The sequence below is a fragment of the Natronorubrum halophilum genome, from assembly GCF_003670115.1.
Classification (GTDB): Archaea; Halobacteriota; Halobacteria; order Halobacteriales; family Natrialbaceae; genus Natronorubrum; species Natronorubrum halophilum.
Genome location: NZ_QQTY01000004.1, coordinates 55,693 through 80,367 on the forward strand (window position 1 = coordinate 55,693; position 24,675 = coordinate 80,367).

The 24,675-nt window shown below is 56.0% G+C and carries 28 protein-coding genes and 1 tRNA gene; 12 read left to right on the forward strand and 17 right to left on the reverse strand.

The features are described 5' to 3' along the window. The first annotated feature begins 119 nt into the window (after window positions 1-119). Window positions 120-1,211, forward strand: coding sequence for an NAD(P)-dependent alcohol dehydrogenase (locus DWB23_RS15745; RefSeq protein ID WP_238717481.1), 1,092 nt, complete (start codon window positions 120-122; stop codon window positions 1,209-1,211). 238 nt (window positions 1,212-1,449) lie between these two features. Here DWB23_RS15745 and DWB23_RS15750 read toward each other — a convergent pair whose 3' ends face one another. From DWB23_RS15750 to DWB23_RS15760, 3 genes are all read right to left on the reverse strand, one after another. Next, on the reverse strand, window positions 1,450-1,878 hold the full coding sequence (locus DWB23_RS15750) for a hypothetical protein (protein WP_162989844.1): 429 nt from the start codon (window positions 1,876-1,878) through the stop codon (window positions 1,450-1,452). A 1-nt stretch (window position 1,879) separates the two neighbouring features. Further along, window positions 1,880-3,430: a multicopper oxidase family protein gene (locus DWB23_RS15755; RefSeq protein ID WP_121743759.1), complete on the reverse strand. Its 1,551-nt coding sequence runs from the start codon at window positions 3,428-3,430 to the stop codon at window positions 1,880-1,882. A 116-nt stretch (window positions 3,431-3,546) separates the two neighbouring features. Next, entirely contained in the window at window positions 3,547-4,107 is a 561-nt protein-coding gene (locus DWB23_RS15760; RefSeq protein WP_121743760.1) for an ATP-binding cassette domain-containing protein, read from the reverse strand. A gap of 130 nt (window positions 4,108-4,237) precedes the next feature. Here DWB23_RS15760 and DWB23_RS15765 point away from each other — a divergent pair, with 130 nt between their 5' ends. Next, entirely contained in the window at window positions 4,238-4,648 is a 411-nt protein-coding gene (locus DWB23_RS15765; RefSeq protein ID WP_121743761.1) for a hypothetical protein, read from the forward strand. Between the two features lie 51 nt (window positions 4,649-4,699). Here the strand turns inward: DWB23_RS15765 and DWB23_RS15770 are convergent, their stop codons facing one another. From DWB23_RS15770 to DWB23_RS15780, 3 genes are all read right to left on the reverse strand, one after another. Beyond that, a complete protein-coding gene (locus DWB23_RS15770) occupies window positions 4,700-5,179 on the reverse strand; it encodes a helix-turn-helix domain-containing protein (RefSeq protein WP_162989845.1) in 480 nt (159 codons plus the stop codon). 240 nt (window positions 5,180-5,419) lie between these two features. Beyond that, window positions 5,420-6,655, reverse strand: a complete 1,236-nt coding sequence (locus DWB23_RS15775; RefSeq protein ID WP_121743763.1) for an FAD-dependent monooxygenase — start codon at window positions 6,653-6,655, stop codon at window positions 5,420-5,422. Window positions 6,656-6,906: 251 nt separating this feature from the next. Further along, on the reverse strand, window positions 6,907-7,941 hold the full coding sequence (locus DWB23_RS15780) for a tyrosine-type recombinase/integrase (protein WP_238717482.1): 1,035 nt from the start codon (window positions 7,939-7,941) through the stop codon (window positions 6,907-6,909). 643 nt (window positions 7,942-8,584) lie between these two features. On the opposite strand from DWB23_RS15780, the gene DWB23_RS15785 reads away from it, so the two are divergent. After that, window positions 8,585-8,839, forward strand: coding sequence for an ArsR family transcriptional regulator (locus tag DWB23_RS15785; protein WP_238717483.1), 255 nt, complete (start codon window positions 8,585-8,587; stop codon window positions 8,837-8,839). Between the two features lie 14 nt (window positions 8,840-8,853). Here DWB23_RS15785 and DWB23_RS15790 read toward each other — a convergent pair whose 3' ends face one another. Further along, on the reverse strand, window positions 8,854-9,687 hold the full coding sequence (locus DWB23_RS15790; protein ID WP_121743766.1) for a hypothetical protein: 834 nt from the start codon (window positions 9,685-9,687) through the stop codon (window positions 8,854-8,856). A 340-nt stretch (window positions 9,688-10,027) separates the two neighbouring features. Here DWB23_RS15790 and DWB23_RS15795 point away from each other — a divergent pair, with 340 nt between their 5' ends. After that, a complete protein-coding gene (locus DWB23_RS15795) occupies window positions 10,028-10,471 on the forward strand; it encodes a type IV pilin (protein ID WP_121743767.1) in 444 nt (147 codons plus the stop codon). Window positions 10,472-10,612: 141 nt separating this feature from the next. Here DWB23_RS15795 and DWB23_RS15800 read toward each other — a convergent pair whose 3' ends face one another. Continuing rightward, window positions 10,613-10,819 (reverse strand): hypothetical protein, encoded by a 207-nt coding sequence (locus DWB23_RS15800; RefSeq protein WP_121743768.1) that lies wholly within the window; start codon window positions 10,817-10,819, stop codon window positions 10,613-10,615. 88 nt (window positions 10,820-10,907) lie between these two features. Between DWB23_RS15800 and DWB23_RS15805 the strand changes: the two genes are divergently transcribed. The 8 genes from DWB23_RS15805 (at window position 10,908) to DWB23_RS15835 (ending at window position 17,101) form a co-directional block, all read left to right on the forward strand. Further along, the gene (locus DWB23_RS15805; RefSeq protein ID WP_121743769.1) at window positions 10,908-11,339 is read left to right on the forward strand and encodes a hypothetical protein; all 432 of its coding nucleotides are present in this window, start codon (window positions 10,908-10,910) and stop codon (window positions 11,337-11,339) included. A gap of 16 nt (window positions 11,340-11,355) precedes the next feature. Beyond that, the gene (locus tag DWB23_RS23770; RefSeq protein ID WP_275086318.1) at window positions 11,356-11,481 is read left to right on the forward strand and encodes a hypothetical protein; all 126 of its coding nucleotides are present in this window, start codon (window positions 11,356-11,358) and stop codon (window positions 11,479-11,481) included. Window positions 11,482-11,532: 51 nt separating this feature from the next. After that, entirely contained in the window at window positions 11,533-13,158 is a 1,626-nt protein-coding gene (locus DWB23_RS15810; protein WP_162989846.1) for a hypothetical protein, read from the forward strand. A 2-nt stretch (window positions 13,159-13,160) separates the two neighbouring features. Beyond that, complete coding sequence (locus tag DWB23_RS15815) at window positions 13,161-13,706, forward strand: hypothetical protein (RefSeq protein WP_121743771.1); 546 nt, start codon at window positions 13,161-13,163, stop codon at window positions 13,704-13,706. Beyond that, the gene (locus tag DWB23_RS15820) at window positions 13,703-14,521 is read left to right on the forward strand and encodes a hypothetical protein (protein WP_121743772.1); all 819 of its coding nucleotides are present in this window, start codon (window positions 13,703-13,705) and stop codon (window positions 14,519-14,521) included. Before DWB23_RS15815 ends, DWB23_RS15820 begins: the two co-directional genes overlap by 4 nt. After that, window positions 14,514-15,680, forward strand: a complete 1,167-nt coding sequence (locus DWB23_RS15825; RefSeq protein WP_121743773.1) for a hypothetical protein — start codon at window positions 14,514-14,516, stop codon at window positions 15,678-15,680. Before DWB23_RS15820 ends, DWB23_RS15825 begins: the two co-directional genes overlap by 8 nt. Window positions 15,681-15,842: 162 nt before the next feature. Beyond that, complete coding sequence (locus DWB23_RS15830; protein ID WP_121743774.1) at window positions 15,843-16,232, forward strand: hypothetical protein; 390 nt, start codon at window positions 15,843-15,845, stop codon at window positions 16,230-16,232. A 110-nt stretch (window positions 16,233-16,342) separates the two neighbouring features. After that, on the forward strand, window positions 16,343-17,101 hold the full coding sequence (locus DWB23_RS15835) for a TrkA C-terminal domain-containing protein (protein WP_121743775.1): 759 nt from the start codon (window positions 16,343-16,345) through the stop codon (window positions 17,099-17,101). A 59-nt stretch (window positions 17,102-17,160) separates the two neighbouring features. Here DWB23_RS15835 and DWB23_RS15840 read toward each other — a convergent pair whose 3' ends face one another. The 9 genes from DWB23_RS15840 to DWB23_RS15875 form a co-directional block, all read right to left on the reverse strand. Then, complete coding sequence (locus DWB23_RS15840) at window positions 17,161-17,415, reverse strand: DUF7692 domain-containing protein (protein WP_121743776.1); 255 nt, start codon at window positions 17,413-17,415, stop codon at window positions 17,161-17,163. 240 nt (window positions 17,416-17,655) lie between these two features. Further along, window positions 17,656-18,345, reverse strand: a complete 690-nt coding sequence (locus tag DWB23_RS23070; protein WP_162989847.1) for a hypothetical protein — start codon at window positions 18,343-18,345, stop codon at window positions 17,656-17,658. A 588-nt stretch (window positions 18,346-18,933) separates the two neighbouring features. Next, window positions 18,934-19,914, reverse strand: coding sequence for a hypothetical protein (locus tag DWB23_RS15845; RefSeq protein WP_162989848.1), 981 nt, complete (start codon window positions 19,912-19,914; stop codon window positions 18,934-18,936). A gap of 5 nt (window positions 19,915-19,919) precedes the next feature. Further along, complete coding sequence (locus DWB23_RS23075; RefSeq protein ID WP_162989849.1) at window positions 19,920-20,537, reverse strand: hypothetical protein; 618 nt, start codon at window positions 20,535-20,537, stop codon at window positions 19,920-19,922. A gap of 353 nt (window positions 20,538-20,890) precedes the next feature. After that, window positions 20,891-22,510, reverse strand: coding sequence for a DUF7845 domain-containing protein (locus tag DWB23_RS15850; protein ID WP_121743778.1), 1,620 nt, complete (start codon window positions 22,508-22,510; stop codon window positions 20,891-20,893). A gap of 2 nt (window positions 22,511-22,512) precedes the next feature. Then, complete coding sequence (locus DWB23_RS15855; protein WP_121743779.1) at window positions 22,513-22,803, reverse strand: hypothetical protein; 291 nt, start codon at window positions 22,801-22,803, stop codon at window positions 22,513-22,515. Between the two features lie 566 nt (window positions 22,804-23,369). Next, window positions 23,370-23,612 carry a DUF7563 family protein gene (locus DWB23_RS15865; RefSeq protein ID WP_121743781.1) on the reverse strand — a complete coding sequence of 81 codons (243 nt, stop codon included), beginning with the start codon at window positions 23,610-23,612 and terminating at the stop codon, window positions 23,370-23,372. 168 nt (window positions 23,613-23,780) lie between these two features. Next, window positions 23,781-23,887: transfer RNA gene (locus DWB23_RS15870), tRNA-Ile, on the reverse strand. A gap of 169 nt (window positions 23,888-24,056) precedes the next feature. After that, a complete protein-coding gene (locus tag DWB23_RS15875) occupies window positions 24,057-24,650 on the reverse strand; it encodes a MogA/MoaB family molybdenum cofactor biosynthesis protein (protein WP_121743782.1) in 594 nt (197 codons plus the stop codon). Window positions 24,651-24,675: the final 25 nt, after the last annotated feature.

Sequence of the window (24,675 nt, forward strand, 5' to 3'; positions counted from 1 at the left end):
TCGGTCGAAAGACGCTGTCAACGCGACAGTCACGGCGACCGTTCCGGTCTATAGTGGATATGACCGTACTATGATTTGACACTGCTAGCTTATGCTGCATCCAGCCCTCTCTACTCACCATGACTCATGGCGCCGTCGATAACGTAACTGAGAGCGTTGCGAAACCGGCCGTCAGCGATTTGACGGGGGCGACTACGCAGCGAGCCACTGACGAGTCCCGACGAGACGACGGACGGATGCGGGCGGTCGTCCACACCCGCTACGGGCCCCCGGACGTGCTCGAACTGCGGGACGTCGAACGTCCGACGCCTGACGCAGATCAAGTGCTTGTCCGCGTGCGGGCGGCGTCGGTCAACGCCGCTGACGGACACCTCATGCGCGGGACGCCGTTCCTCGTGCGCCTCATGGGATACGGGATCCTGGGACCCAAGCGCCCCCAGTTTGGGGCCGACGTGGCTGGCGTGGTCGAAGCAGTCGGGAGCAGGGTGACGTCGTTCCAGCCCGGAGACGGCGTGATCGGCGACCTCTCGGGGTCGGGTAGGGGCAGTTTCGCGGAGTTCGTCTGTGCCGACGAGGCTATGTTGGCATCCCTTCCGGACGGCGTCGACTTCGAGGCGGCCGCGGCCGCACCGATGGCGGCGGTCACCGCGCTCCAGGCTCTACGAGACCACGGGCGGATCCAGGAGGGTGACCGTGTACTGATCAACGGCGCTTCCGGTGGCGTCGGGTCGTTCGCGGTGCAGATAGCGAAGGCGTACGGCGCAACGGTGACCGGCGTCTGTCGCACGGAGAAGGTCGAAGCGGTCAGGTCGATCGGCGCCGAGGACGTCATCGACTACACCGAGGTGAACTACGCCGAGACCGGCGAGCGTTATGACCTGATCCTCGACGCCGGCGCACACCAGTCGGTGTTCGCGTCACGCCGCGCTCTCGCGTCCGGTGGTCGGTACGTCCTGGTCGGCGGAGCCCTGGGGCCGATGATGCAGGCGATGGTACTCGGTCCGCTCCTTTCGCGACTCGGGTCCAAACACACAACCGGCTTTATCGCATCGCCAAATCGAGCGGACTTAGACGTCGTGGCCGAACTCATCGCATCCGGTGACGTCGTCCCCCTCGTCGACCGACAATTCACCCTCGAGGAAGTACCCGAGGCGATCGCCTACCTCGAAGCGGGTCGGGCGACCGGGAAAGTCGTCGTCACCGTCGAGTGACCTTCTCGCCGTCGTCAACAGACCCGGAGAAGCGCTTCCTCGACGGCTACGAGTAAAATCGTTGATTCATATACAGTGCCCGAACTTCGTTCCCACGTGTGAACCTAAACCGCTTTGCTGAATAGAACCTCTGTATTCAGCGCGCGATTCTCGACAGCCAGCAGATAGATCGACGGCTCTGCTGGTAACGCTCTCACCTGTACGTAACGCGGAATCTTCTTGATGTGATTTACTACAGTTAGTTCGAATTCTTCCGCATCCATATCAAGGACAGTAGCAGTGAGAGCACTAGTACCATCACAATGTATTCGAGGCTGTCAACGGGGGTTCGAACAGCAATGATCCACACTGGAAATATTGTCTCAATGACACGGGCGATGACCCAGAACACGAGAAGGCCAGCGTTGAATAGAACTCCCAGTCTGAACGTCCACCGACCAGGGTCGAATAACAGATTGACAGCCAATAGTCCCTGACCAATAGCAAGCGCCGCAAAGAACGCCCCGTGTACTGGCCAGAATAACAGTGCCTCCGCCGCTACCCAGAGATAGAGCAGTTCTACCACGAATGCAAGACCAGCTGTGAGATATTGCGGCCGAGTAACCGACTCACCGACGAGAGAGCCAAACAGTGATCTCTCCGAGTTCGACTGGGGATCCAGACTCACGTCAGACCACCTCAAAGTTTGCCATCATCATCATATCTTCGTGCTCAAGGTTGTGACAATGGAAGACGTATTTCCCACGGTATGGTCCAAATCGAGCGACGACCTCGATAGTGTCACCGTCTAAAAAGACCGTATCTTTCCACCCCGCATCGTACGGACCTGGAGGGCCGCCATTTCGGGAGAGGACTTTGAAGTGAACCAGATGCAGATGAGCAGGATGGGCAGGGTCGCTATCGAGCTCCCAGATTTCTACCGTGTCAAGTTTCGGGTTAGCGTCGATTCGCTCCGGGTCGAACGATTGGAGGTTGATCGTTGACATTCCTCCTTCCATCCCCGCGAGGAAGTTGAACCGCCGAGTTTCAACAGCATCGTCAGGATCAGGGAACTCTAGTGGAGGGGAAAGTGTCGATGTAATCTCACTTTCATCGGATTCTTCGCGGGTCACCTCAAACTGCATGATGTCGGCCGTCTTTCCTGATCCACGCCGGTTCGTGAGGGTCACTTCTGTCCCGATCGAATAGTTCGAGAAATCAATGATGACGTCGAATCGCTCCGCCGGTGAAATACGAAGTCGATCGTGTGAGAGTGGTGTTTCAAGCAGTCCACCATCGCTTCCGATCTGTACGAATGCACTTCCATCAGATGGTACCGGGTCGAGTTCGAGATCGTACACCCGCGCGTTTGACCCGTTAAGCATTCGAAAGCGGTACTTCGTATTCGAGACATCCAATTTGGGCCACGGTGCCCCGTTTACGAGTATCGTATCGCCGTACCAGCCGTCGCTCGCAACCGGCAGGACCCCGTGTTCGCCGAGGAGCGACGGATCGAGTGACGGGTAATACAGTTCGCCGTCCTCTCGGAAGGTCCGATCGCAGATCAAGAGTGGAATCTCTTTCTCGCCTGATGGGAGCAGAAGGTCATCTTCGATCTCATCGCGGATGATGTAGAAACCCGCTAGTCCCTTGTAGACCTGTGGGCCGGTGAAATCCATCCGGTGATCGTGGTACCAGAGCGTCGCCGCCCGCTGTTCGTTCGGGTACGTGTACTCTTTGGTGCCGTGAGAAAACCCATCAACGGTGCCAGCAGTGTGATGACTGGGGATTGCATCGTGATCGAAGTCCGGTGGAAAGAGGAGATCCGTAGGGTATCCATCGCTCTCCGGAGGAGTGACGCCGCCGTGGAGGTGTACGGAGACTGGAACGGGTAACTCGTTTTGCTGTTCGATCACAACGCTCCGTCCGCTTTGCGCTTCAATCGTTGGACCGGGAAAGAGCCCGTCGTACCCCCAGATCGTCGTTTCGTATCCGGGGAGAATTTCTGCCGTTTCCTCCTGCTGTGTGATTTCATAATAGTCGGTCGTTTCATCGGTACGGACCGGTTCCGCCGTCGGTGGCACGGGGAGTGACGTCTCAAACCGTTCAACTTCGGGGCTCGCAACCCGACTCGCATCAAGGAGGCGCGCAACGGGGCGCGAGAGCGCACCGACGGGGAGGGCGACTCCGACCCCGGCCGTCAATCCGAGCTTCGTCAGCTGTCTGCGGGTAAATTCCATGCGATACTCGGATCTGGAGTCAGATTCCGTTCAAGATGCTGGTGAACATGTTGTTCTCGACCAAATAACGGGACCCAGTGGAGATTCGCGGGGTTTGGATCTGGAGTGAGAACCAACTATTGTTCGACGACGGACGGAATTCCGTTCGTTATCGACGGTTCGAGGTAGGTGTAGTAATTGAACATATCTGTGTAAGATGGCCGATCGATTTCGACCAATGTGTCCTCGTAACTCGCGTCTAGCGCGCTTTTCGCGTCGTCAAGCGAGGTTCCCTCCGAGAGGAATCCGCGAACTTCGTCGCCTCGGCGGAACGCGCGCCTGCCGACGAGTAGCGCGTCCGGTGGGACGCCGCCACGAACCCGAAGCACGGGTGGAAGCGTTTCGAGTAGCGCTTCCGGCGCGCTACTTGTGTTGATGCGTCCGTGCTGACCGAAAGCGATACGATCGGCGATCTGCGCATCGAGCGGTGTGTGACTTGTGATGAGGAACGTGGCTCCGGTTTCTCTACGTTCGAGGATCATATCGTGTAGCACCCGAATCATCGATAGATCGAGTTCCGCGACGGGTTCGTCGAGGAGATACAATGGGACATCCATCGACAGCGCGATTGCGACCTCGATCTTCCGTTTCATCCCGCCGGAGTACGTCCGGACGAGGCGATCGGCGTCGTCTTCCATCGTGTATAGAGACTATGTGTACTCTCCAATATCTCCTCACAAAATCGATGATAAGTGTAGGAACCAGAGGGTGGTAAAGTGAACATGTGGCCGTCAAATCTCAACCGTCTCTGCGGCCATCATCTACCTGATGGCAGAGTTAACAAACGTGCAATGGAAACGGATCCTCGCCGGTGGCATCGCTCCCCACGCGCTCTCGATCGGCCTACTAATCGTAGCGATCGTCGCGTATACATTCCTCATCGCGTTCGGAACTGGTGGCGAACCCGACCAGGGATCACTGGACCAATTCAACACGGTAGTCGGGACGCAGCTGTTTCCCATCGTGACGATTCTGCTCACAATCCCGGCCGCAGCATGGGCTGCCAACAAGGCCGATCCGAAGGTGGCTACGATGCACGGGTTCGCTGTCGGATTTCTCGTCGCTGTAATCGGACTCGCCTTCGGTGCACTTGATCTACTGATGGGAGTTCAGTTTGTGATCACCATCATCGCCGGGATTCTCGGTGCGAAACTGGAACCGGCGATTTTCAGCCGGTAGCAGAATCCAGGATTGAAGATCGTAAGACTCTATTTTGCATTTTATGCGCCGTTACGGGTGAGGGACTGTCTCGGAGTCTCGTGGATCTCCGATAGCATCTTTGATGATCTCCCCTTCTGCCCGATGGAGGACACCGCTGATGACCGATTTATTGACGTTGAGTTCGTCGGCAAGATCAGTGAGTGAACACCTGCGCGGGTTATCGTAATACCCTCGCTCGATAGCAACAGTCAATATTTCGCGCTGGCGGGCTGTGAGCGAATCGACGACGTCGTACCCTTCCGTGATAGATAACACGTCATAATTGACGTCTCGCTCATCCAGAGACTGCCACAAGTCACCCATCTTTGATTCTGGCATAACGAACTCGATGAACAGGTAGCCGTCACGAGCGACGACGGGAGATGTTGGATGGTATCCGATGTCTTCAGAAACGAAATACCCCTCGGGTGGTTCCCCTTCTAACATGACGACCACCGTCTCGTCGTCACTGTGCAATATCTCTACAGTCTCCGTGTCCCAGTACTTCATCGTTTCTTTGAACCGTTCTGTTTCATCCGTTCGAACTTCCAGTACGCTACAAACGTCCTCATCTTTCGGATAGTTCGCTAAAAATCGGAGAGAAATATCTGGAAATTCCTCGGCTAATGTCATCATATCCGGCATTGGTCCAACTTTCAGACGGACTCGTGGCATACGCACTCTTGGAGGTCTGACCTATTGGGGGCGCGGGTGAACATGTTGGCGTTCTTGCGGCGGAACGTTTCAAACTTATTTTACTAGTTCAATCGGTTCGTCCCACCCGACTCGATATGAGTAGATCTGCTCGAAGCGTTCGACTCCCCGCTTGAGGAAAAACGGAAGGACGAGATCACGGAATTTTCGAGTTATCACGTTCGATGGTGCCTTCTGATTTCCCGTCTCCCGAGACATCTCGACGATCGCTTCCACTCGTTCTCTCCGAAGTTCTTCGAACACTGCGAAGGCATCAGACACTCCCTCCACGTCTCGGAGACACTTTGCCAGTACAATTGCATCTTCCATCGCCAGTGACGCTCCTTGGCCAACATGTGGAGACGTCGCGTGAGCAGCGTCACCGATCAGACAGACCGTATCTTGGTGCCACACCGGGAGCGACGGCAGGTCGTATACTGGCCACTTGCCGATGTCTCCTTCAGTCGAGCGAATGATGTCGGTAATTGGCTCGGAATCAGGTTCGTGTAGTGTAAGCAGTTTGTCTTTCCACTGGCTCTGAGAGATTTCGTCCAGCTCTCCGCGACTAGGTGCGTGCGACTGCTCGTGGTTTTCGAACCAATAGATCTCCCCGGCCGGGACCTTCTGGTAGCCGAAAAACCCGTTCACGCCGAACGTCATCCGCATGATCCCATCGGACGGAGGGACCGACTCATTTCGCGTGAACGCACCGGAATCAATTATCCCGGTGTACTCCGGTTCAGGTGCGTCTGGGAAGATTGAGTTCCGGGTCTGTGAGTGGATGCCGTCGCAACCAACAAGGAAATTCCCGTGGGCTTCTGTTCCATCGTCAAAGTATGCGATGGCCATGTCTTCGTGCGGGATCTCGACGTCAGTGAGTCGCTTTCCGAACTCGATGGTGATTCCACGTTCGAGCGCTTCTTCTCGGAGCGCCTTCGTAAGGTGCCCGCGCTTGATGAGTACGGTTTCCTGCTGATTTTCACCAAGTCGTTTGTTTACGTGATTCTGAAAAACCAGTTTCTCCGATCGGTGGCCATGTTCGAGAACATGCTCTTCGATTCCAAGCGTTTCGAGTACGTCGGTCCCGTTCGCCGCCAGATTGAGGAAGAAACCCGCATCGTCTCGCGGTTCGGGTTTCCCTTCGAAAATAACCGGTTTGACTCCAATCCGTTGGAGAAACATCGCAAGGACTGGTCCTGCGACCCCACACCCGATGAGTAGTGCTTTTTGATCTGAGACCTCTGATTGATTGCTAGCCGTTTGTTTAGCGCTACGGTTATTTTGTCGGTTCATCAATAGGTGATAGCATTTAATCCAGATTCAAGATTCAGATGAACATGTAGACCAAAACTCTGGACCCGTCATTCCTTCGAATATTGATGGCTCAGAACCCCGCAAATTTTTGATGATTCCCTCGCCCGAAAATGAGTGAAATGCCAAATTTAGCCGCTTCAGTGCCTCAAAGACGATTTTACGGGTGCCATGGGCCCTGACGGGACTGGACCCTCGGGTCGTCGCAGTCGTCTGATTTTCGTGGATCATGATCATAGGTCTGGAAGGTAGTCGCGTCGCTGTTCTGCCTTTTCTCGGGAGTTACGGCGGTCATAGTGGCGATCGAGAATATCGTCACTCGCGTCGAGACGATCGCCAACGACTCGACGCGGGACGTCCTCACGGCGGTAGGCCGTCACCCGGCCACTTCGAACGTCGTGGGGCGACCTCGAGGACGGACACGTGCTCGCCTTCGCGTAGTATGTCGCGTCACACTCGGCAGGGTCACGGTCGTGTGGACACTCAGCGTCGCGCCAACAGGGACGGGTGAGTCCGTACATCGTGTCTCGAAGCGTCGAAATAGATGGCCTACCCGCCCTCGTCGTCAGTAACGGTGATCGGTCGTGGTCGTCAGTCACTTCCTCTCGAGGGCCGTCGACGTAGTCCAGAAGGACGCCAGCGACGTGACCGCTGATACTGTTCCACCGCTCGCCCTTCTCACCCTTCTTGAGCGGCGTTTCCGTCTCCGGTCGGTGGACGAATTGGAATCCGGGCGAGTCGCCCTCGAGGTCACAGTCACGGAGATCAAGCGCTCGAATACCTCCCGCACGCGCGCCTGTATGCCAGAGCAAGAGGAGCGTGACGTGCTTCCGGGATGCGTAGTGATACCGCGCCAGGTAATCGAGAATCTCGACAACGCGGTCCGGCTCGAGTGTGCTATCACTCACGCCTTCGCTCGCTGAAACCGTCGGGAGCGGCACCTTTGCGAACAGGTCCTCCGGCACGGCGTCGATGTCCGCACAGAATCGAAGGAACGCGCGCAGCGTGGCCAACTGACCACGGAGAGTTATCGTCGTTACTTCCTCGCGGCCCTCGCCATTGCCTTCTCGACGCCAGACTCGGTAGGCGTACAAATCGCGTCCCGTGAGTTCGTTCAGGTTCTCGATTTCTTCCTCGGCGCACCACTGGGTGAACGCCTCGAGGCGGTAGACGTGCGATGGAAGCGTCTGGGCGCTCAACTCGTCTCGACGGCCCTCAATGTACATCTCGACAGCCTGTTCAGGAGAAAGCGGATCAAGGCCGCTCATCGATACCCCTCAAATATCTCGGCGTCAGCACTACCTCCGGTACGTTTACTGTGGTTGCGTGTAATTTCGATCATGGTCTCACTGTTGTGGGACCGCGGACTCACCGCGTGCGCCGCTTGTTGGACCAGGAGGCGCGCGCGGCTGCTGTCCGTCGGTGCGTTGTAACGACTGTATGTGACCCTCTTAGTTGTCAGAAGGCGATTTCCGATAGTTCCGAAAATAGTCGGATTCTGTGACTGACACGCTCTCGTTAATGTTGAGCGGCGGTTCTCCATGATTCCGATAGTTTCGATATCGGAACTCGAGGCGGCCGTAGGCTGTGGGCCGCGGTCCGTACTATGCGATCGATCGGGGGCTTTATCCCCCGTTGCATCGGGTGAATACATGCTTCCGTATCTACGGTACGGAGGCCAGCGGGCCGGTGCTACTACACCGGGTCCGCGTTTCTGACGAGGACCCGACCGAGTAGCGGCGGGTCCGTTGGCTTCCGTTGCGCTCACGGAGGAACGGTGGGTACTTGAAACTAGTGCATCAAACAATGCACTACAGAAATGGAAACAGCGCTACAATACCATCAAATCGAGCATTCTAACAGGGTGTTCCGTGTGTTGACGAACGAATGCGACGCCCTCGGGTGGACTGGATGACACGAGCGGACGATGCGATTCTCGAGTTCCTTCTCAACGAGGGTAACAGGCCACTCATCGCGAATCCGTCCACTGTCGAGGCCAACATCGATTACAAGATTTCGCACGTCCGGCGGCGGCTCCGTGCGCTACAGGACGGCGGACTCGTCGAATACTACGACGAAGACCGCGGTCTCTATCAAATCAGCGAGCGAGGGAAGGCGTACCTCCAGGGCGAACTCGAGGCTGTGGATCTAGAGTCGGACGAGTAGTTTCCGATACCGAGTCAGTCCGTCGGTTCGGCCGGCGTGCGATACCGCGGCTGCAGTCCGAGCGAGCGCGCGGCCGCTGCCGAGATCGTCACCATTCGATCGCCGGAGGTCACCGGTTCTTCCGCGACGTCTTCGATGAGCGCGGCCAACTCGTCGCGGTAGGATTTGGAACGTTCCTCTTGAATCTGGACGGTATCCTTCGTCCGCTGGTGAATCGCCCGGTTCGCGAGGTAGGCGAGCACGAACATTTCTCGGACCTCAGGTGGTGCCTCGTCGAGATACCACGGGAGCGAGAAGTCTTCGAGTTGGGCTTTCGGACCGACTGGCGCACCGAGGACGGCGAGCGTTCGTCCGAGAACCGTTCCACCGCTCGTTGGCCGGACCTCCGTCGCCCTGGAGTCGTCACCCTCGTGGAAGAAATCGTACTCGACGCCGGTAGCCTCGAGCGCGTCGATCACGTGGGACCGGTGATCGTGGTGGTTCAACGCGAAGGACGGGACGAACGTCTCGGTCGCGATCGAACCGCCGGAAAAGACGTTCGCCACGAGGGTGTTCAGTGCGGTGAACTTCGGGTCGAGATACGTCGCATCCAGCCAGCCGTGCTCGCGGGCGGTTTCGAGCCCGCGGACGGCATCCGGCTTCCTGTTATCGTCGGTCCACCCCCGAACGCGTCCGCGCGGGATTTCGAGTGCGGTCGCGATCGCGTGCGAACCCTTGTTCGGGTGCTGGCTCGCGTAGCGAAGCACCGCCTGGTAGTCGAGAACCGCGGCCCACGGGTCGCTGTACGCACCACCGTCGTAGGTGCGCGCGAGGTCGCGTTCGTCGATCAACGGCTCATCCAACTCCATAGACGAAGATTCCACCGAGATGGCAAAATGGTACCGTCTACGGTCTCACATTTGATATCGCATGACTGCGTAGCTTCAAGACCCTACTGTAGCTCTTCTATACCCACCTAATTATCAGCATTGAAACCGTATCGCTTATTTTATTTGTCAAGAACCTTCTCACTATCAACTAATTATATATACCTCGAATTCTCTCGGTGAGATTAACCCGAAGACGACGAGAAGGCGACGCCGAGGTGGTGCGGATTCCAATTCCCCTCGAGCGTCACCGGGGCGCTACCACACTCCCCGGATACGCGTTCTCACCGTTGAAGGGTGCGTGGTAAACAGAAATCCAACTATGGATCTAAGCAAATACCGAAACAAGCTGATCGGAAGCGAAGAGGAACGGGCAGTATCACCAGTTATTGGCGTGATCTTGATGGTTGCGATAACCGTCATTCTCGCGGCCGTGATCGCGGCATTCGTGCTGGATATGGGCGATAGTATGGGTGATACACAAGTGAACGCTGTCGTTGAATCTGAAGCGAACTCTGCTGGTGACACAGTGTCCGTGTCTGTCACAGATATGGGTAATGCAGATGGAGTTGTTCTCGTTGATAATAGTGGTCAACCGGTCTCTTCTGACGTGATTACCGCAACAGGCGGGTCGGAAGACTACACTACAACTAGTGGAAATGACTACACTATTCAGGCATTCCAGGGCGATACAAGCTTGTCTACAGGAGACAATATTGACGATCAAGTAGATGCGACGACAGTTGCCGGAGAAATAACTCCTTAAGGCAATATTCTGGCAACTTTAGCAGATTTTATTCATAGATGGTATAAATGCGTTTAGTGCCGAAGACACTGTAATACTTGGAATGGCTAGCTTTGAGGGTTAAATTATTTGATTATAGATAGTGAATTGTTATTGTGAGAATTAATTTGACTGGCATGGTTCCGTGTTATCGATTCCCTCAACAAGTTCGAGTGTCCATTCTCCCTCATTGACGTGCCGAACGTGGAAATGATATTCATCGTCAACGCACCCATTCTCGTCGAGCAGCCCCTCAATTCGGAGATCGTCTTTCGGCAGCGTAATGCCAGCAGAGTTCTGGTCTAACTGTCTGAGTTTGTTCAGCGCCATACTCGGCGGGCAACCCGCCTTGGTATAAAGGTTGGTGAACCTTGGTTTTCCTGACCTTTTCGATGGGGCGGGGAAACGGGGCGTTCGTATGGCACTTAGCCTACCGCAGAAGTACGTTCCTGACTCGATTCGTCAGGAAGACGGTATTGACCTCACAGACAGTATTCTCGCGCCATTGTTCGTGCTCGCGTCGATCTCGGTCGGCGCGGTCGGCACGCTCCAGTTCAGCGCGCCGCTGAATATGTCGCTCGCAGACTCGCTGTACAGCGCCCACGGAACCGAGGTCACGTACGGGTTCATCCTCTCGATGGGAATTCTGCTCATCGGCTGGCTCACCAACGAGGGGACGCCAGAGGACTGGACTGACGTGGAAACGGTCGTCGTGTTGCTGGCGATCATCATGAACATTCTCGCGGCGCTCGTGCCCGCTGTGGCGGTCACGATGGCGAGCATGTGGTACGTCGGCTGGTTCACCGTCTTCCTCAACGCCGCCGCGTTCTACGTGATCGCCTACAAGTAACCCGGAGATTCAGACAATGCATTCCAACGTTTTCAGCGGTCAGACGGAACAGTGGTACAGTTCGGTGATCACCGGCTACGTTGTGACGGCCTCGAGCGTGTCAATCGGCCTGGCGGCGCTGATGGCTGTGGGGGTGGTCTGAATGTCGGCCCAAAGCCCACGGCCCACAGATTCGGACGGGGCCGGCTCGAGGATGACTCGGCGCGAGTTGTTCCGTCGCTCCGCGATTGCGGGCGGGACGATGGTTGTGGCTCCGGCGACCGTGAATCGGATCGCTCCGCGTCACTCGCCGGTCGGTCGTGCACAGGCGGCGGTGCCGCTTGCTCCGGTCCTGATCGCGGGCTATGCGATCACTCACTACGTGTTGAACAACTACAGCGGCGATGATGTCTCGAAAGAGTACAACGCGATCGCGTTCGAGAACCATCTGAATATCTACAATGACGCGATAGAGATCCACGACATATCGGACGAGAATTTACTCGCCTCGCTGGAGACGAACGCGAATAGCCTCCAGAACACTGCACGAGAGGAGGCGATTATGCAGATCTATGAGACGGTCTCGACCGGCGGCACAAGGTCCGAGGCGCAGACAGCGGCCGAGGACGCGATCGCGGAAGTGTTCATTGAGCCTGAGAAGTCCCTTGCGACTCGTGTCTCGTCGCTCGTGAATGGTATCATCACTAAAGCGGCTGATATGGACGTTCTGGCTCTGCGGAATTCTGACGGTGGCTCGAAGAGCAGTAGTCAGGTCAGTAGTGTTGGCGTTGATTTCTACGAGAACGAGAAGGATTTCGTTGATGGGACGTCTCAGTCGATGTCTTACCCCAGTATTAGCGACACATCGTGGACTGGCGGCTTCAATCCGATGTCTCCTGACACCTCGTTTGAATATAAGATTTTGACGATAGACCCGCCAGACCCGTCCAATTATGATGGCGTGTCTGCGGACGATTACGACCTGTCACATGTGGATGGACAACAAGATCTGGTCGATTCGGACGAGTATCGGTCGGTCCGCTCGGCGATCACGTCGTCTTACAATGCAGTCTTGGATGAGGTTGAATCGTTGCTATCGACCCACTACGACGGCATGAGCGCTGGCGACCTGTCGCTATCAGATATGCTCTCGACCGGGGCGATGCTGGATACTGTTGAAGGTGCCACGTCGTGGCAAGAGGCGGCGCTGTACTTCCGAACGGTTGGACTTCCTGAGGCCCTTGAACCCGGCCGAATCTCGTTCGATCCGAACGACCTTGAATCGGTGTCGGATGATGACGGAAACACCACGGACGGGAACACCACGGACGGCGGCGATCTCCCCGACGAACCCGTCAAGTTCGATGGAAAACTCGGCTGGTCGCTCTCGACGGAGGTCGAAGGCAACGAGTTGCCGGTTGGCTCGCGGATCGATCCGTCGAACTACCCCGGACAGATCTACGCCGCGATAGAGTGGGAAGACGACAACGGCGATATGCAAGCTGACGTCTTCCACCTAACCGGTCCATTCACGATCGAATCGGTCAACAGCGGGAGTGGGACGCTAAAATTCGAGGCTCGCGATGTTGTGACCGCGGATACCTCGGCGGAAGAGGCCCGGGATATCTTCCGTCAGAATCGACAATCTGAGGAAACAGCGAAAGACCAGACGATCGAGGTCGTTGTTGACGATGGTGGTGGTGGTGTGACGATTCCCGGTGTTGATGAGCTATTCAGCTCTGGCGGTGGCTCACTCCTTGGACTCGGCATCATCGGTGTCATCGTGCTCGCTGTCGTCGGATACGTGACCGACCTCATTCCGGGACTCGGAGGGAACTGAGGATGCGACGGATTTTTTTCGTGCTCGTCATCGTAGCGGTGGCGCTCGCGATGGGCATGGGCCTTGGGCCAGTCGCCGCACAGGACGGAAACGAAACGGAGAACGCGACGACCGAACCCGCGTTTGAAGCCGAGTTCGGTGACGATCTCCGAATCACTGAGTACGAACTCGAGAACGGCACGGCGAGCATCACCTTCGACGCCGATCGGCCGCGAACGGTAACCGTCTCGGACGCACTCGCGGGCGTCGGCGAAGAAGGAGCAGTCCAGGTGCCGAGCGAAGACTACGACCTCGAGCGTGGCGAGACGACGATCTCGATGGATGTCCGCGAGATGCGCGGCGCATCGACGGTCGGTGTCAGCGTCGGCGGAACCACGGTCCGACTCTCGAGCGAGATGGAAGAACCGAGCGAAGCCGACGAGAACCCGTTCCGGCACTTCGGCGGTGAATCGGGGCTGTTCTCGGGGATTCTCATGACCGTCGGGCTGGCCGGCGTCGGGACGTGGCACGTCCTCCGCTCCGAAGAAAGCGGGGTGATGGAGGCGTGAGCGAACAGACGAGCGGAACGTTCGGCTCCTGGGCGGATCGACTGACGTACATCGCTGCCGAGGGCCAGCTGATCGTGCTCGGTGTCGTGGTGTCGCTCGGGGCGGCACTCGTCTTGATTCGTCCCAGTGTACCCGGAATCCCGCCGATCGCGGTCGGCTGGTTCGCCGCGCTCCTGTTGCTCGGCCCGCCGCTGCTCGCGTTGTTCGTCACCGGCGCTCGAGCACTCCGAAACCGGCGGATGACCGAGGTGTACCACGTTAACGGCGTCGAAGACGTGCGAAAGAAGTTCTACGTTGAACCAGAGGTGTGGTCGAACAAGACCGTCGAAGGCCCGTCACCATACCGCGTAAACGATAACGAATCGTTCGAGGTGCGAGAATTCGACTGGCACCCGGACCAGGGCGAGAACGGGACGCTCATCGTCACCGGCTGCTACTTCAGCCAACTCTCGGATTCGAAACTCGTCACGGTCAAAGCCATGCTCGAGGACGTCCACGGCGAACTCGTCGAGACGGCGATCGCCTACAACAAGCTACGCGGTCGAATCTCGAGAATGGGTATTGAGATCGAACGCGACACGATCAATGCGCACGCCGAAGCGGACGAACGCGGATTGATGACACAGAAAACCAGCGTGAAGGAACGCTTCGAGGCAGCCGAAGACGACGCTGAAGAGTGGTCGAGCGACGAAATTAGCGACCTCGGCGAATACGAACAGGAGTTCGACGCGACCGACCCGATGGAAACGGCACCCGTCACGATCAACACGGGCGGCGAGCAGACGGCAGCAACCGACGGAGGAAGCGATGACTGACGACAACGACCTACATGTTACGGCGGAGGCTCGAGAGCACCAGGAAGGCTACGGACAGCGAGAGAACCGGGAGATCGCCGACCACGGTGGCATCGTTCGCGACGAGCAGATTAGCCGGGCGATGGCCGTTCGATCGATCCACTACGATCCGACGTCGGCCGATCGGCCCGACAAAATGCCCGGCCAATCGAAAGACCTCACGAAACACGAGGAAATTCGGATGGTCGAAGGGACCGAGAACTTCCGCAGAGCGATGGATAACGGCGATATGGCGACTATCAAGCACATGGTTGGGGACACGTCACAGCGAGCGGACGTGAGCGGTCTGAAGGCCATCGGCAAGGTGGACGAACTCATCAACGGCCCGGCACCGGTAATCGTCGTCTTGGGCGAGATGGGCGCGGGAAAGACGGACTTCGCCTGCTTGCTCGCACAGCGGTGGCGTGCGCTCCATCAGGAGAACTCGCTGCTTGGCACGAACATCCAGTCGCTCGAGGAAAAGAACCGCTGGGTAGACGACGACGGCGATGTACAGGACGGCTGGATCGGCGACTACGGCACCCTCATGGAGTGGGTCGAGCAGGACGGCGACCCGCTCGAGCACAGCCAGCGAGACAAACTGTTCATCGGCGACGAGTTCTCGAGCGCCGCCAGTGGGACCGGCAAGCAGGGCCACGAAACCCGGAAGAAAATGGCACCACTGGTGTACAAGATTCGGAAGTACGGCGGCGCTCTCATCTACATCGCACACGGTGAACGATCGATTCATCCGATGCTCTGGCGCGTCGGCACGATCGTCAAGAAGGTAAGCCAGAAAAAGGCGGTCATCGCCGACTCGATTCGGAACGCGCAACTCGCCGATATTGAAGGCGAGATCGAAGGCGTACCCCCGACGGATCTCCGATACAACACGAAAGAGGCGTCAGATTGGAGTTGGTCGCAGTACGGCGACGAGACCGATGAGATGGAGGCGGGCGAAGCAGCCCGTCAGACGGCCATTTGGACGGCTATCAGGTGCAAAGAGGAAGGCATGACAAACCGCGAGACGGCGACGTACGTACCCTACAGCCGCGAATGGGTCGGAACTCGCTGGCGAGAGTACCGCGACGAAGGCGAGCACGTCGATACGCTTGCCAAAGTCGAAGAGGTAATCGCATGACGGCGCGGCGCTGGCAGGCTGGCAACGGCAACCGTGCCCCCTTTACTATGGGCGTGGCCCGACAGGGCCACGTACCGCGGCCCATCGCCTGCATTTCCTGTAGTATGGGGAGAGGAGAAATAAATAAAGACGCGCGACGAGCGCGTACGTGATGAATCGAAAATGACTCGGAGTCGATCGAAGCGAGCGAATCACTTCGGCACAGCCTGCGAGAAACGGATGGCGAAGAAACGACGGTTTGAACTCGAGCGCGCCAGCTGGCACGATGCCAGGTTCGGAAACGGAACACCCGTCGAGATCAAGAGCACCATGCTCGAGCACAGCGACGGCCAACCGGGGAACTTCAAGATCTACAGAGCCTATCACGAAAAGCTTCGGCGAGCGGACGGCTGGTACTGTTTCGTCGTCTACCGGCCACACGGTCGCTCCGGCTGCACGGTCGTCAAAGACAAGATGGGCAAAGCGTCGAATCTCCCGCTGCTTCGGTGGCACGGGGGCGGCGATCACCGTGGAACCGAGCAAGCAAAAATCTCGATCGGCGATATTTTCTAATCCGACTCTGTTGAAACTCTCAGCAAGGAATTCGGTTTTTCATCCTTAGCGGCAAGTACAGTCTGCTAATGTAGCGAGTCTTTTTACAGTTCTCTGTAGGATGCCATCGCATGGTAGCGACAAATCAAATCCTGTCCGTGTTCATCATCTTTGCGCTCGCGCTACTTGTGGTTCGGATCGGAGCGATTGCGCTTCGAATGACTGGTCTCTCACCGGACGTGGCCGCGTTTCAGGCAGCATCGGCATTTTCGGGAGCGGGATACACGACCGAAGAGGCAGAGTTTACGGTCTCGGAACCAAGCAGACGGACCATTGTCATCTGGCTTATCCGACTCGGAAGCATCGGGGTTGTGAGTGCGTTTGCCTCACTCCTTCTGTCGTTCATCAACGCTGAGGGCGAGAACGTTCTCACACTCATCTACGTTATCGGTGGTGTTATCGGGATTGTTCTTCTCGCTCGTAGCCAGCTGTTGAATCGAGCGCTGACGCCAATTCTCGAGCAGGCGCTTGACTATACGACGGATCTTACCATCCAAGATTACACGCAGGTACTCGGTCTTCAGAGTGAATATCGCGTCGCCGAAGTCGAGATCAACGAAGACGAATGGCTGGCAAATGATACGGCCAGAGAGTTGAATCTCTCTGACGAGGGGGTGATCCTGCTCGGGGTTGAGCGAGACGAGGACTATATCGGTGCCCCCGGTCCCGATACAGAGATTCAACCGGGAGATACCGTTACCCTCTACGGGAAAGAAGACCGATTACAGGAACTCGCAGATCGAGACGAAGGGGACGTTGAGGCGCACAACGAGGCGCGTGATGAGCACGAAGACATCCTCTCTGAACAAGAACGAGTTATTAATCAGTAAGCAGCTGTAGTGTGCAGCTCTGTCACCGAGACAACTATCTTAGGACTCAAACAGGGCTGCTACTCCTTTTCGACAACTACGGACTGGCCAACATCGAAGGTCGTGACTCGAGTACTCAGCGTCTCGGCGATCTCCCGGCGTTGCTCGTGCGTGAGGTCGTCGCGCTCGAGGACCTGGCGGGCAGCTGCAACCAGTCGGGGCACGTCGTCACACGCTGAGACGACGGCTTTCGTCTTGTTACAGTTGTAGAAGCGTGCTGCACGGTCAATCGCGTCGTTTCGGTAGGCATAGTCCCCGTCAGTTCGGATTCGCATACTCGTACACACGAGCCCCCGAATCCTAGTTTTTTCGACTCACTCAACGCCGCCCATAGCCCATAATCGGTGTGTTTCTGTCACCCAATCAGAGTTGTTCCGAGGTTCGTCGCGGCGATCGTCACTCGATATGCACACGGCCTTTCCGATCTCGTGTGCATATTCGGGAAACCAGATCTGTCGGCGTGCAACCCCACGGGGCCGACAGGGGACGTCGATAGCAAGAAGGTAGTCCGTTGATTATAGTCTAAGAGAAATCACCGATGTTGTTGCCCATCCGATTGCTAATATAGTTATTAGGAAATGTGATTTTCTCCTAAGCGCGTCTTTCACCCATATCTCCAACTCATGGAGAGATAGAGTGAGCGATGGACTCTCGGGATAATAAATTATCAATTCCCTTTGTGGGAGCAAGCCGCTATCATAGTCAACAAACAAAGCTGCATTCGGCCCTATTGGAGTTTTTGCCCCCCGTGGCATACTATCGTTCCAGTCTAATACCTCAAAGAGTTCAGCTCTCCCATAAATCATGCCTATAGTAGTGACATCTAAATCCTTTAGAGAACGATTTTGTGAGATAGCATCTAATAATATGCCAAATCCAGGATCGCCCTTCTGAACGTAACCCATCTCTATCTCTTGAAGTACGTTTTCTTCATCTAACTCATCACGAAGGTTATTGAGATCTATATCCAACTCTTCTGCTATAATCTTTAAAAGCTCCTCCTCGGTAGTACCTGACTGTTCTGAAATGGCACTAATGTCAATTAGATCGAACGGTTCGTCATTCCTTTGTCTTAGGCGATCAATCGCATTTCTTGCCCGTCTTTGGAAAGGATTTAATTTGTGTTCGGTAAATACTGGAATGACAATAATTGCGATTGTAGTGAGAATTTGGACACCGGCTATGAAACTAGTAGTACTTATCATATTGGCCAAGTGAAGTTTAGTCTGAATATGAATAAGTCCCTCCTATTTCAGACTGCAAGCATATCCATAATTTTCGCGTGTATCTCGAGAGTGCGACTGCTTGGACTGGAACTGCGGAGGCGGGATGGTTGATTTTATGACCTTGATTTTAGCCATTGGATCTCATTCGAGTTGCCGAATTGCTTCACTGACTGAAAGCCCATGTTGATCTGCGATCTCAGCTGCAATGTTCAAGGCTCGGTTTTCTTCCTCCATTCCTTTGTACTCCTGTGCAAGCAGTGCTAACGCATGAACAACCAGTAGATCGTCTTGTGGATGTCGCATGACGCTAATGTCTGGTCACGGCTTCACTGATAAACCCTCGTAGGCAGATCCGACAATCATGGTTAGCGAGGTTCCAATATAGTCTATGAGTCAAGGAACGTCGCTATGACGCCCAATATCGGCCGGTCGAATTTTTCGATAGCGCGGCGCGCAATTATCCTGCTCTCTTAGGGGGCATACTCGGTAAATGCATTCGCTTGACATACGATCACAGGAGGAGGGAGAGAGTGGAACAGATAAAAGAATACAATTTTTTCGCTAAATTTAGTCTGCTACAGGTACTGACTGGGATTCATTGTTTATAGCATCATAAATCCGTCTTTTACCTACTACAAATTCATCCTCGCGCTCAATGATATTTGCCTCCTCTAATTTTCTCAGCTTATCATCTAACACTAATGGGTCGACAGTATCTCCCCATTCATACTTTAGAGTCTCTCTTAGTGCATCTGTATCGAGATATAGATCAGACTTTTGTCTTTGAATAGCAGAATAGTAGTAGGAGTTTGCGTACTTTGGGAAGTGGTTCAGCATTCGTAGTCCAAGCTGATCACGGAGAATATGATATCCCTCACTGATGATATTGCCCACGACAACTTTCTCGTAATCATCTAAGGATACATCTTCGGAATCATCGAACTCTCTCATGTCTGCAGCCTGCATTTTCCTACCAGCTCGAACTGTTCCTTCTTCGATGATAACGAAATCTAAGTCAGCTAGAACTTTAAGATAATTCTGCGTGTTCTGTGTTCTTTGAATGTCATCTATTCTAGAAACTTCCAGTTCAGATTCCTTTTTAAGCCATCGAACAATCTGAATTAGTGAATTGAGTTGATTTCGGACAGGGTCTAATTGATAAACATCATTATAGATCGTCTTAGCCATAGACCAATCTAACTTATTGACGATATCCTGTTTACGTCCGTATGCCTTTTCCTTCAGTTCGGTTCGATCAGGTAACTCAATCGTGAAATAACCTTCACCTGTTGGGACCGCATACAGAGTTTCCACATCGCCAATATTGATATATTTCATCACATTATCTTGCTCTCGGCGATCACTCACATCTTTAGGATAGGATGTGCCCAAACGAATTACTATCTCGTTATTGGAAACTTCAAAAGTTTCTTGGACAAAGACACCTCTCCCGTATCGTCTTTTCAGTCTGTTCTCAACTTCGTTCTCTATCTTGGCAGACTCCTGGAACACCAAGCGATCGTTCCGAATCTGAACATTCTCTGTCATTTTTATCAGGCCTGATTGAGTGTCTGTTGTTCTTGTTGGTCAATCCAGAGAGTCCATCGGGGTGCAGATTCCCCGCTCCACCACTCATAAAATAGTGGTTGGGGAACCTCTTTCGGTGGTGTATCATTTGGTTCCGGAGGTAAATAAAAATCCTCAAATGGATCAAATATCAGGACAGTTTCGTCGTTAAATGCAAATGGAACAATAATATGGGGTTGAGCGTCACCATACATTCCGGTTTGTACGTCGTAGCCATCTACCCAATCAAAATACCGGGTATCAAACTCAACAAGCGGATATGACGAGTTTTCATCACGTATCAACTCATCTAATTCACCCATAGAAAGAGCCTTGTCTTCTTTGACCTCGTAACTAAAGGGATTGAGTTTCTGTCCTAATTGTTCTGGCAAAAAGTCTGTAGTTGAACCGAGTAAAGGATCATAGTCCACCATTTCTAGTATTTCTTCCTTCCCAATTCGTATTTCAGGGACCTCATGGCGGGTAGCTAGATCATCAAGGATATTCACTAAGGCGATAGGAAGACACGTATTCTCCCTCTCTTGACTACGGAACTCAGAAACAGTCGATTGATACGTATCTCTTTGTTGCTCAGATATAGTCACTTATCCCACCTTTCGGATATTCTGTTGACACTCCAATTGCAAATACATTCCGGATAAGAAACCACAATCCAGTGTACCTGATGAACCGTGGTTTCGTGTGCTTCAACTGGAGAACTTCGTGCGGAGGTGGGAGCGGGGCGTTGTAATTTTTTGGCTCTGTCCCCTTGGGGACACCCGCCAAGGGGGTTTTCGCGCGCAGCGCGAAACGACCCCGCCGGCGTTGCGGTGCGATCGCGGCGCTGGCCCCGGCCTCGAGCCACCGACTACAACCAGATTTGTCTAAGCAGCCGTGTTAGTCAAGTGAACTTGTATAAAACAGTCAAAAAGACAGCGTTGCCACTACGCTGGCCGGTTCACCGATCGGCGACAGCGCCGACGAATCCGGTTTCAGTTCCGCCGCCGGGAGTCTTCCAGGTCAACTCCGCTCTGCGAAGAACCGTCGGATCGTTCCCCGACTTCGACCACTTCTCGAGGGCTTCCGCGGCGATCGTGCCGAGGTTCTCGAAGCTGTCGGCCTTCAACTTCGAGAGAATCGTATCGACTCGCATTCGCCGTGGCTCGCCGTTCTCGTCGAACTCGAGGTCGGCACCGTTCTCGGTGAGCCATTGCTGAAACGGCGACAACTCGGCGACGTGATCGGCCAGGCCCATGATATGCTGCATCCGGTCGGCGTAGCTCTCGATCGCGTACTCGGCGGACTCGGCGAGCGCTCGAAGTTCCTCGCGGTACTTCCGGGCGCGGAACGATACATCGCCCTGGTCTAACTCGAATATCTCGCCGAGATCCTGTATCGCTCGGTAGATCGTTGCGGGGTGCTTCCCCAGCTGGTCGGCGAGATCGTCGACCGTGGCTCCGCCGTCAGTCGCGACCGTCTCGGTGACGTCCCGAGCAGTCTCGCCCATATCGCGAAGCGTCGTCATCAACAGGTGGTCTGACTTCGCCTCGAGTCGGGGCGTCGGGTCTTCGTAGAGTTCTACCAGGTCGTCTCGAGCAACGGCGTCGAAATGGTCATCAGCAATATAGACGCCATTGCCGTCGGGACCGAGCGGGATGTCTTCCCAGTGCAGCGCGTTCAGTATCGTTTCCTCGATCTGCTCGGTCACTTCGTGGCGATCGGCCCATGCCCATGCCTCGCCGTCGTTCCTCGCCTTGTTCACCAGAACCTCCACTTTCGGATGGTAGGACGGGTGATTCTTCGACACCGCATCCGGGTCCTTCAGCTGGTAAATTTCGAGCTTTCGGCCGTAGGTGTGGCCCGGCATGAGTTTCCCAGCTGACGCTGGATTCAGGAACAACCGATTCTGGTGGTTGATCGTTTCCTCGTTGTCGATGTGCAGCTCCGCCTTCACGCCTTTCAGATCGGAGAGATAGAGCGCGACTTTTTGCAACACACCGGCCGACGAGAGCTTTTCCGCCCACTCGCGACGGAGTCGAACGTAGCGCTCGTACGCCCACATTCGACTCGTCGCGTGCGGTTCGGTTCGGAAATACTCGGAATGAATCCGCTCGCTGGCGTGATCGAAGATCGCCGCGAAGAACTCCGGTAGCAACTCGAGACCGCGCTCGGCCTCGATGTTGCTGGTGTGGAACTCGACGTCCACGCCATCAACCTCGCCCATCTGATTCTCCCAGGGGAGCTGTATTGGGTCGCCAGTTTCCCAGTGGCGCATATTCGGAAACCGCGGTGAGATATTGAACGACGCCTTCCGTTCACCACGCCCACGGCCCACGATATCCCATTCGTACAGTCGCTCGGCGTTGATTCCGTCCGACAGCCGCGGTGCGAACCCGGATTTGCTGTAACTGACTTTGATGAGCCAGGGCTCGCCATCGACCTCGATGTTCAGTTCGAGATAGCCCTCGAACGGCGGCCCGAGCATCACCGACGACAGCGCATCGTACGGACCGCGGCCCCAGTCGGGCCACTTCCAGCGGCCCTCGATCTCGTGAGGTGTCGTCTCGACTTGCGACACGACTACTCACCGTCCTCTGACTCGAGCAATCCGGTCAGTACAGCCACCGGATTCCACCACGTCGCCCCCTCACACTGGTAGCAGACGTGTTTGAACGACGTGCAGTCCGCCACCTCGAGCGACGTTGGATCGGCCTGCGGGGGCTGGTCCATCTCCTCGAGGGTGGCGCGCTTGACGCGCGTCCGCCCACAGCCCACGCAAATCGCGTCGACAGGAATGCCGGTCCGACCAGCTGCCGAACTCGCCAGTTCGGCCTCGAGATCGCGATCGTTTTGATCGACATCGGCACTCATAGCGGTCCCTCCCGCGCATCGCGAACAGCGCGCGTACAGTCGGAACACAGTCGGCGAAGGGCGTCGACGCGATCGCCGCACCGCTTACACTCGTCAGACTCGACGAGGCGGCTCATCGAGAATCACCGTCCTCGGGCTCGGCCGCTGTACGTAACGAGCGGGCGAGCGACCGGCTGTAGAATCTGACGACATGCTTAATCTCTCTGCACCCGTTATTTAGAGGGATGAGAGAGGGGAATGGGCGCGAGCGGATGATGGCTGTCTGCGTTAACTGTGGGTCAGCGTACGCAGCACGTGAGCAATCAGACGGGGGATTCGTTCCAATCGGTAACCCAGGCGGGTGCGAGTGCGGGGGAACGGAATTTTCGAAAGTGGAAACGGAAACCACCTTGGAATTTGACGAAGACGAGTGAGCGGTACCGCTGGAGATGGTGCCGCCATCGGCTCGAATCTCTCGCTGCTCGAGCGCACGCCGAACCTGCTGGTCACTCGCTTGATGGGCCGGATGGGCTATGGGCGTCCGACTGTCGACGTTGTACAGCCGACTCGCCGGAACGAACAGATCGTCACACATCGGCCTCACCTCCGTGACGGCCGGGCGACGTCTCCGGGTCGGGAATCGAGATATCGACGCCAGCGGCGGACCCGCGGGTCAGCCGTCGGTAGCTGTCACAGTCGCCGCAACGGTGGACCTGATCGTCGTTGTCACCGTAGACGCGGCAGAACTGGCTCGTGACGTACGCACCGCAGTGACGGCACGTCGTTTCGTTGCTGGTCGACGGCCACGGAGCGATCGTCACGCCGACCACCCCGTTTCGGCTACTAATTTCGCAAGAAGGCGGCCACCCGGAACCAGTGGCTGGTTCGGTTCCGGTTTAGAACCCCTCTGTTCCAAAACAGAGAACAGGCGGATCGAGTGGTTGAACGCCCAATTACCGGCCGAACCGAATTCGGCCACACTTCGGGTTTTTTGCGGATGGGCCCTGACGGATTCGAACCATCGACCACTCGGTATCTCACACGACCTCACGTAGTCAGGTCGTGTTATGAGCCGAGCGCTCTAACCAGACTGAGCTAAGGGCCCTTGCACGCGAACGAAACCGTGGAATATAGTTAACCCTTACTCTCCGCCGCGGCCAGGTCCCCTTCTCTGCACCGAATCGGACGATTGAACGGGAGTCGCATCCACGAGTCAGCGCCGCTCGAGTGGTTCCAAGAACACGCAAGGAGCCGATCCGTGATTAGAGCCGTGTTCAGTCCTCGTCCTGATAGGCTGACAGGGACTGATCGGTTCCGTCCTTCCGATGTCGCGTCGCGAGCCCCGCGAGATGAGGCGCTTCGGGGACGATGAGTTTCTCGCAGGCGGTTCGGCAGGCGTTCGTACTTCCGGGGAGACAAAACACCGGGGTATCGACGGCGATTCCGGCCGTCGCCCGCGAGGACATCGCTCGAGTGCCGACTTCGTCCCACGAAAGCGACCGGAACAGTTCGCCGAAGCCGGGGAGGTCGCGCTCGAACAGCGACGCGGTTGCCTCCGGCGAAACGTCGTCGGCGGTGACGCCCGTCCCGCCGGTCGTCAGCACGATATCGATGTCTCGGCGCGCGACCAGTCCGCGAACCGCCGTTCGAATCGACGAGTAGTCGTCACGAACCAGCAGCCGTTCTCGAACCTCGTGGCCCGCAGCCTCGAAACATTCCTGAATGGTGTCCCCGCCCGGGTCGTCGGGGTCTTTCTCGTCGGCCTGTGCGCGCGAACTCGAGACCGTGACGATGCCGACGTACAACGGTTCGATGACGTCGTGGCCGTGATCGTCCGTCCCGCGACGGTCGTCTCGATCGGTCGTCATACGAGGTACTCCACGCTGGAGGGCG

Coding starts and splice junctions, on each gene's coding strand:
- DWB23_RS15745 (WP_238717481.1), top strand. CDS start 120: ATGACTCATGGCGCCGTCGATAACGTAACTGAGAGCGTTGCGAAACCG.
- DWB23_RS15755 (WP_121743759.1), bottom strand. CDS start 3,430: ATGGAATTTACCCGCAGACAGCTGACGAAGCTCGGATTGACGGCCGGG.
- DWB23_RS15760 (WP_121743760.1), bottom strand. CDS start 4,107: ATGGAAGACGACGCCGATCGCCTCGTCCGGACGTACTCCGGCGGGATG.
- DWB23_RS15765 (WP_121743761.1), top strand. CDS start 4,238: ATGGCAGAGTTAACAAACGTGCAATGGAAACGGATCCTCGCCGGTGGC.
- DWB23_RS15770 (WP_162989845.1), bottom strand. CDS start 5,179: ATGAAGTACTGGGACACGGAGACTGTAGAGATATTGCACAGTGACGAC.
- DWB23_RS15775 (WP_121743763.1), bottom strand. CDS start 6,655: ATGAACCGACAAAATAACCGTAGCGCTAAACAAACGGCTAGCAATCAA.
- DWB23_RS15780 (WP_238717482.1), bottom strand. CDS start 7,941: ATGAGCGGCCTTGATCCGCTTTCTCCTGAACAGGCTGTCGAGATGTAC.
- DWB23_RS15785 (WP_238717483.1), top strand. CDS start 8,585: ATGACACGAGCGGACGATGCGATTCTCGAGTTCCTTCTCAACGAGGGT.
- DWB23_RS15790 (WP_121743766.1), bottom strand. CDS start 9,687: ATGGAGTTGGATGAGCCGTTGATCGACGAACGCGACCTCGCGCGCACC.
- DWB23_RS15795 (WP_121743767.1), top strand. CDS start 10,028: ATGGATCTAAGCAAATACCGAAACAAGCTGATCGGAAGCGAAGAGGAA.
- DWB23_RS15800 (WP_121743768.1), bottom strand. CDS start 10,819: ATGGCGCTGAACAAACTCAGACAGTTAGACCAGAACTCTGCTGGCATT.
- DWB23_RS15805 (WP_121743769.1), top strand. CDS start 10,908: ATGGCACTTAGCCTACCGCAGAAGTACGTTCCTGACTCGATTCGTCAG.
- DWB23_RS23770 (WP_275086318.1), top strand. CDS start 11,356: ATGCATTCCAACGTTTTCAGCGGTCAGACGGAACAGTGGTACAGTTCG.
- DWB23_RS15810 (WP_162989846.1), top strand. CDS start 11,533: ATGACTCGGCGCGAGTTGTTCCGTCGCTCCGCGATTGCGGGCGGGACG.
- DWB23_RS15815 (WP_121743771.1), top strand. CDS start 13,161: ATGCGACGGATTTTTTTCGTGCTCGTCATCGTAGCGGTGGCGCTCGCG.
- DWB23_RS15825 (WP_121743773.1), top strand. CDS start 14,514: ATGACTGACGACAACGACCTACATGTTACGGCGGAGGCTCGAGAGCAC.
- DWB23_RS15830 (WP_121743774.1), top strand. CDS start 15,843: ATGACTCGGAGTCGATCGAAGCGAGCGAATCACTTCGGCACAGCCTGC.
- DWB23_RS15835 (WP_121743775.1), top strand. CDS start 16,343: ATGGTAGCGACAAATCAAATCCTGTCCGTGTTCATCATCTTTGCGCTC.
- DWB23_RS15840 (WP_121743776.1), bottom strand. CDS start 17,415: ATGCGAATCCGAACTGACGGGGACTATGCCTACCGAAACGACGCGATT.
- DWB23_RS23070 (WP_162989847.1), bottom strand. CDS start 18,345: ATGATAAGTACTACTAGTTTCATAGCCGGTGTCCAAATTCTCACTACA.
- DWB23_RS15845 (WP_162989848.1), bottom strand. CDS start 19,914: ATGACAGAGAATGTTCAGATTCGGAACGATCGCTTGGTGTTCCAGGAG.
- DWB23_RS15855 (WP_121743779.1), bottom strand. CDS start 22,803: ATGAGTGCCGATGTCGATCAAAACGATCGCGATCTCGAGGCCGAACTG.
- DWB23_RS15875 (WP_121743782.1), bottom strand. CDS start 24,650: ATGACGACCGATCGAGACGACCGTCGCGGGACGGACGATCACGGCCAC.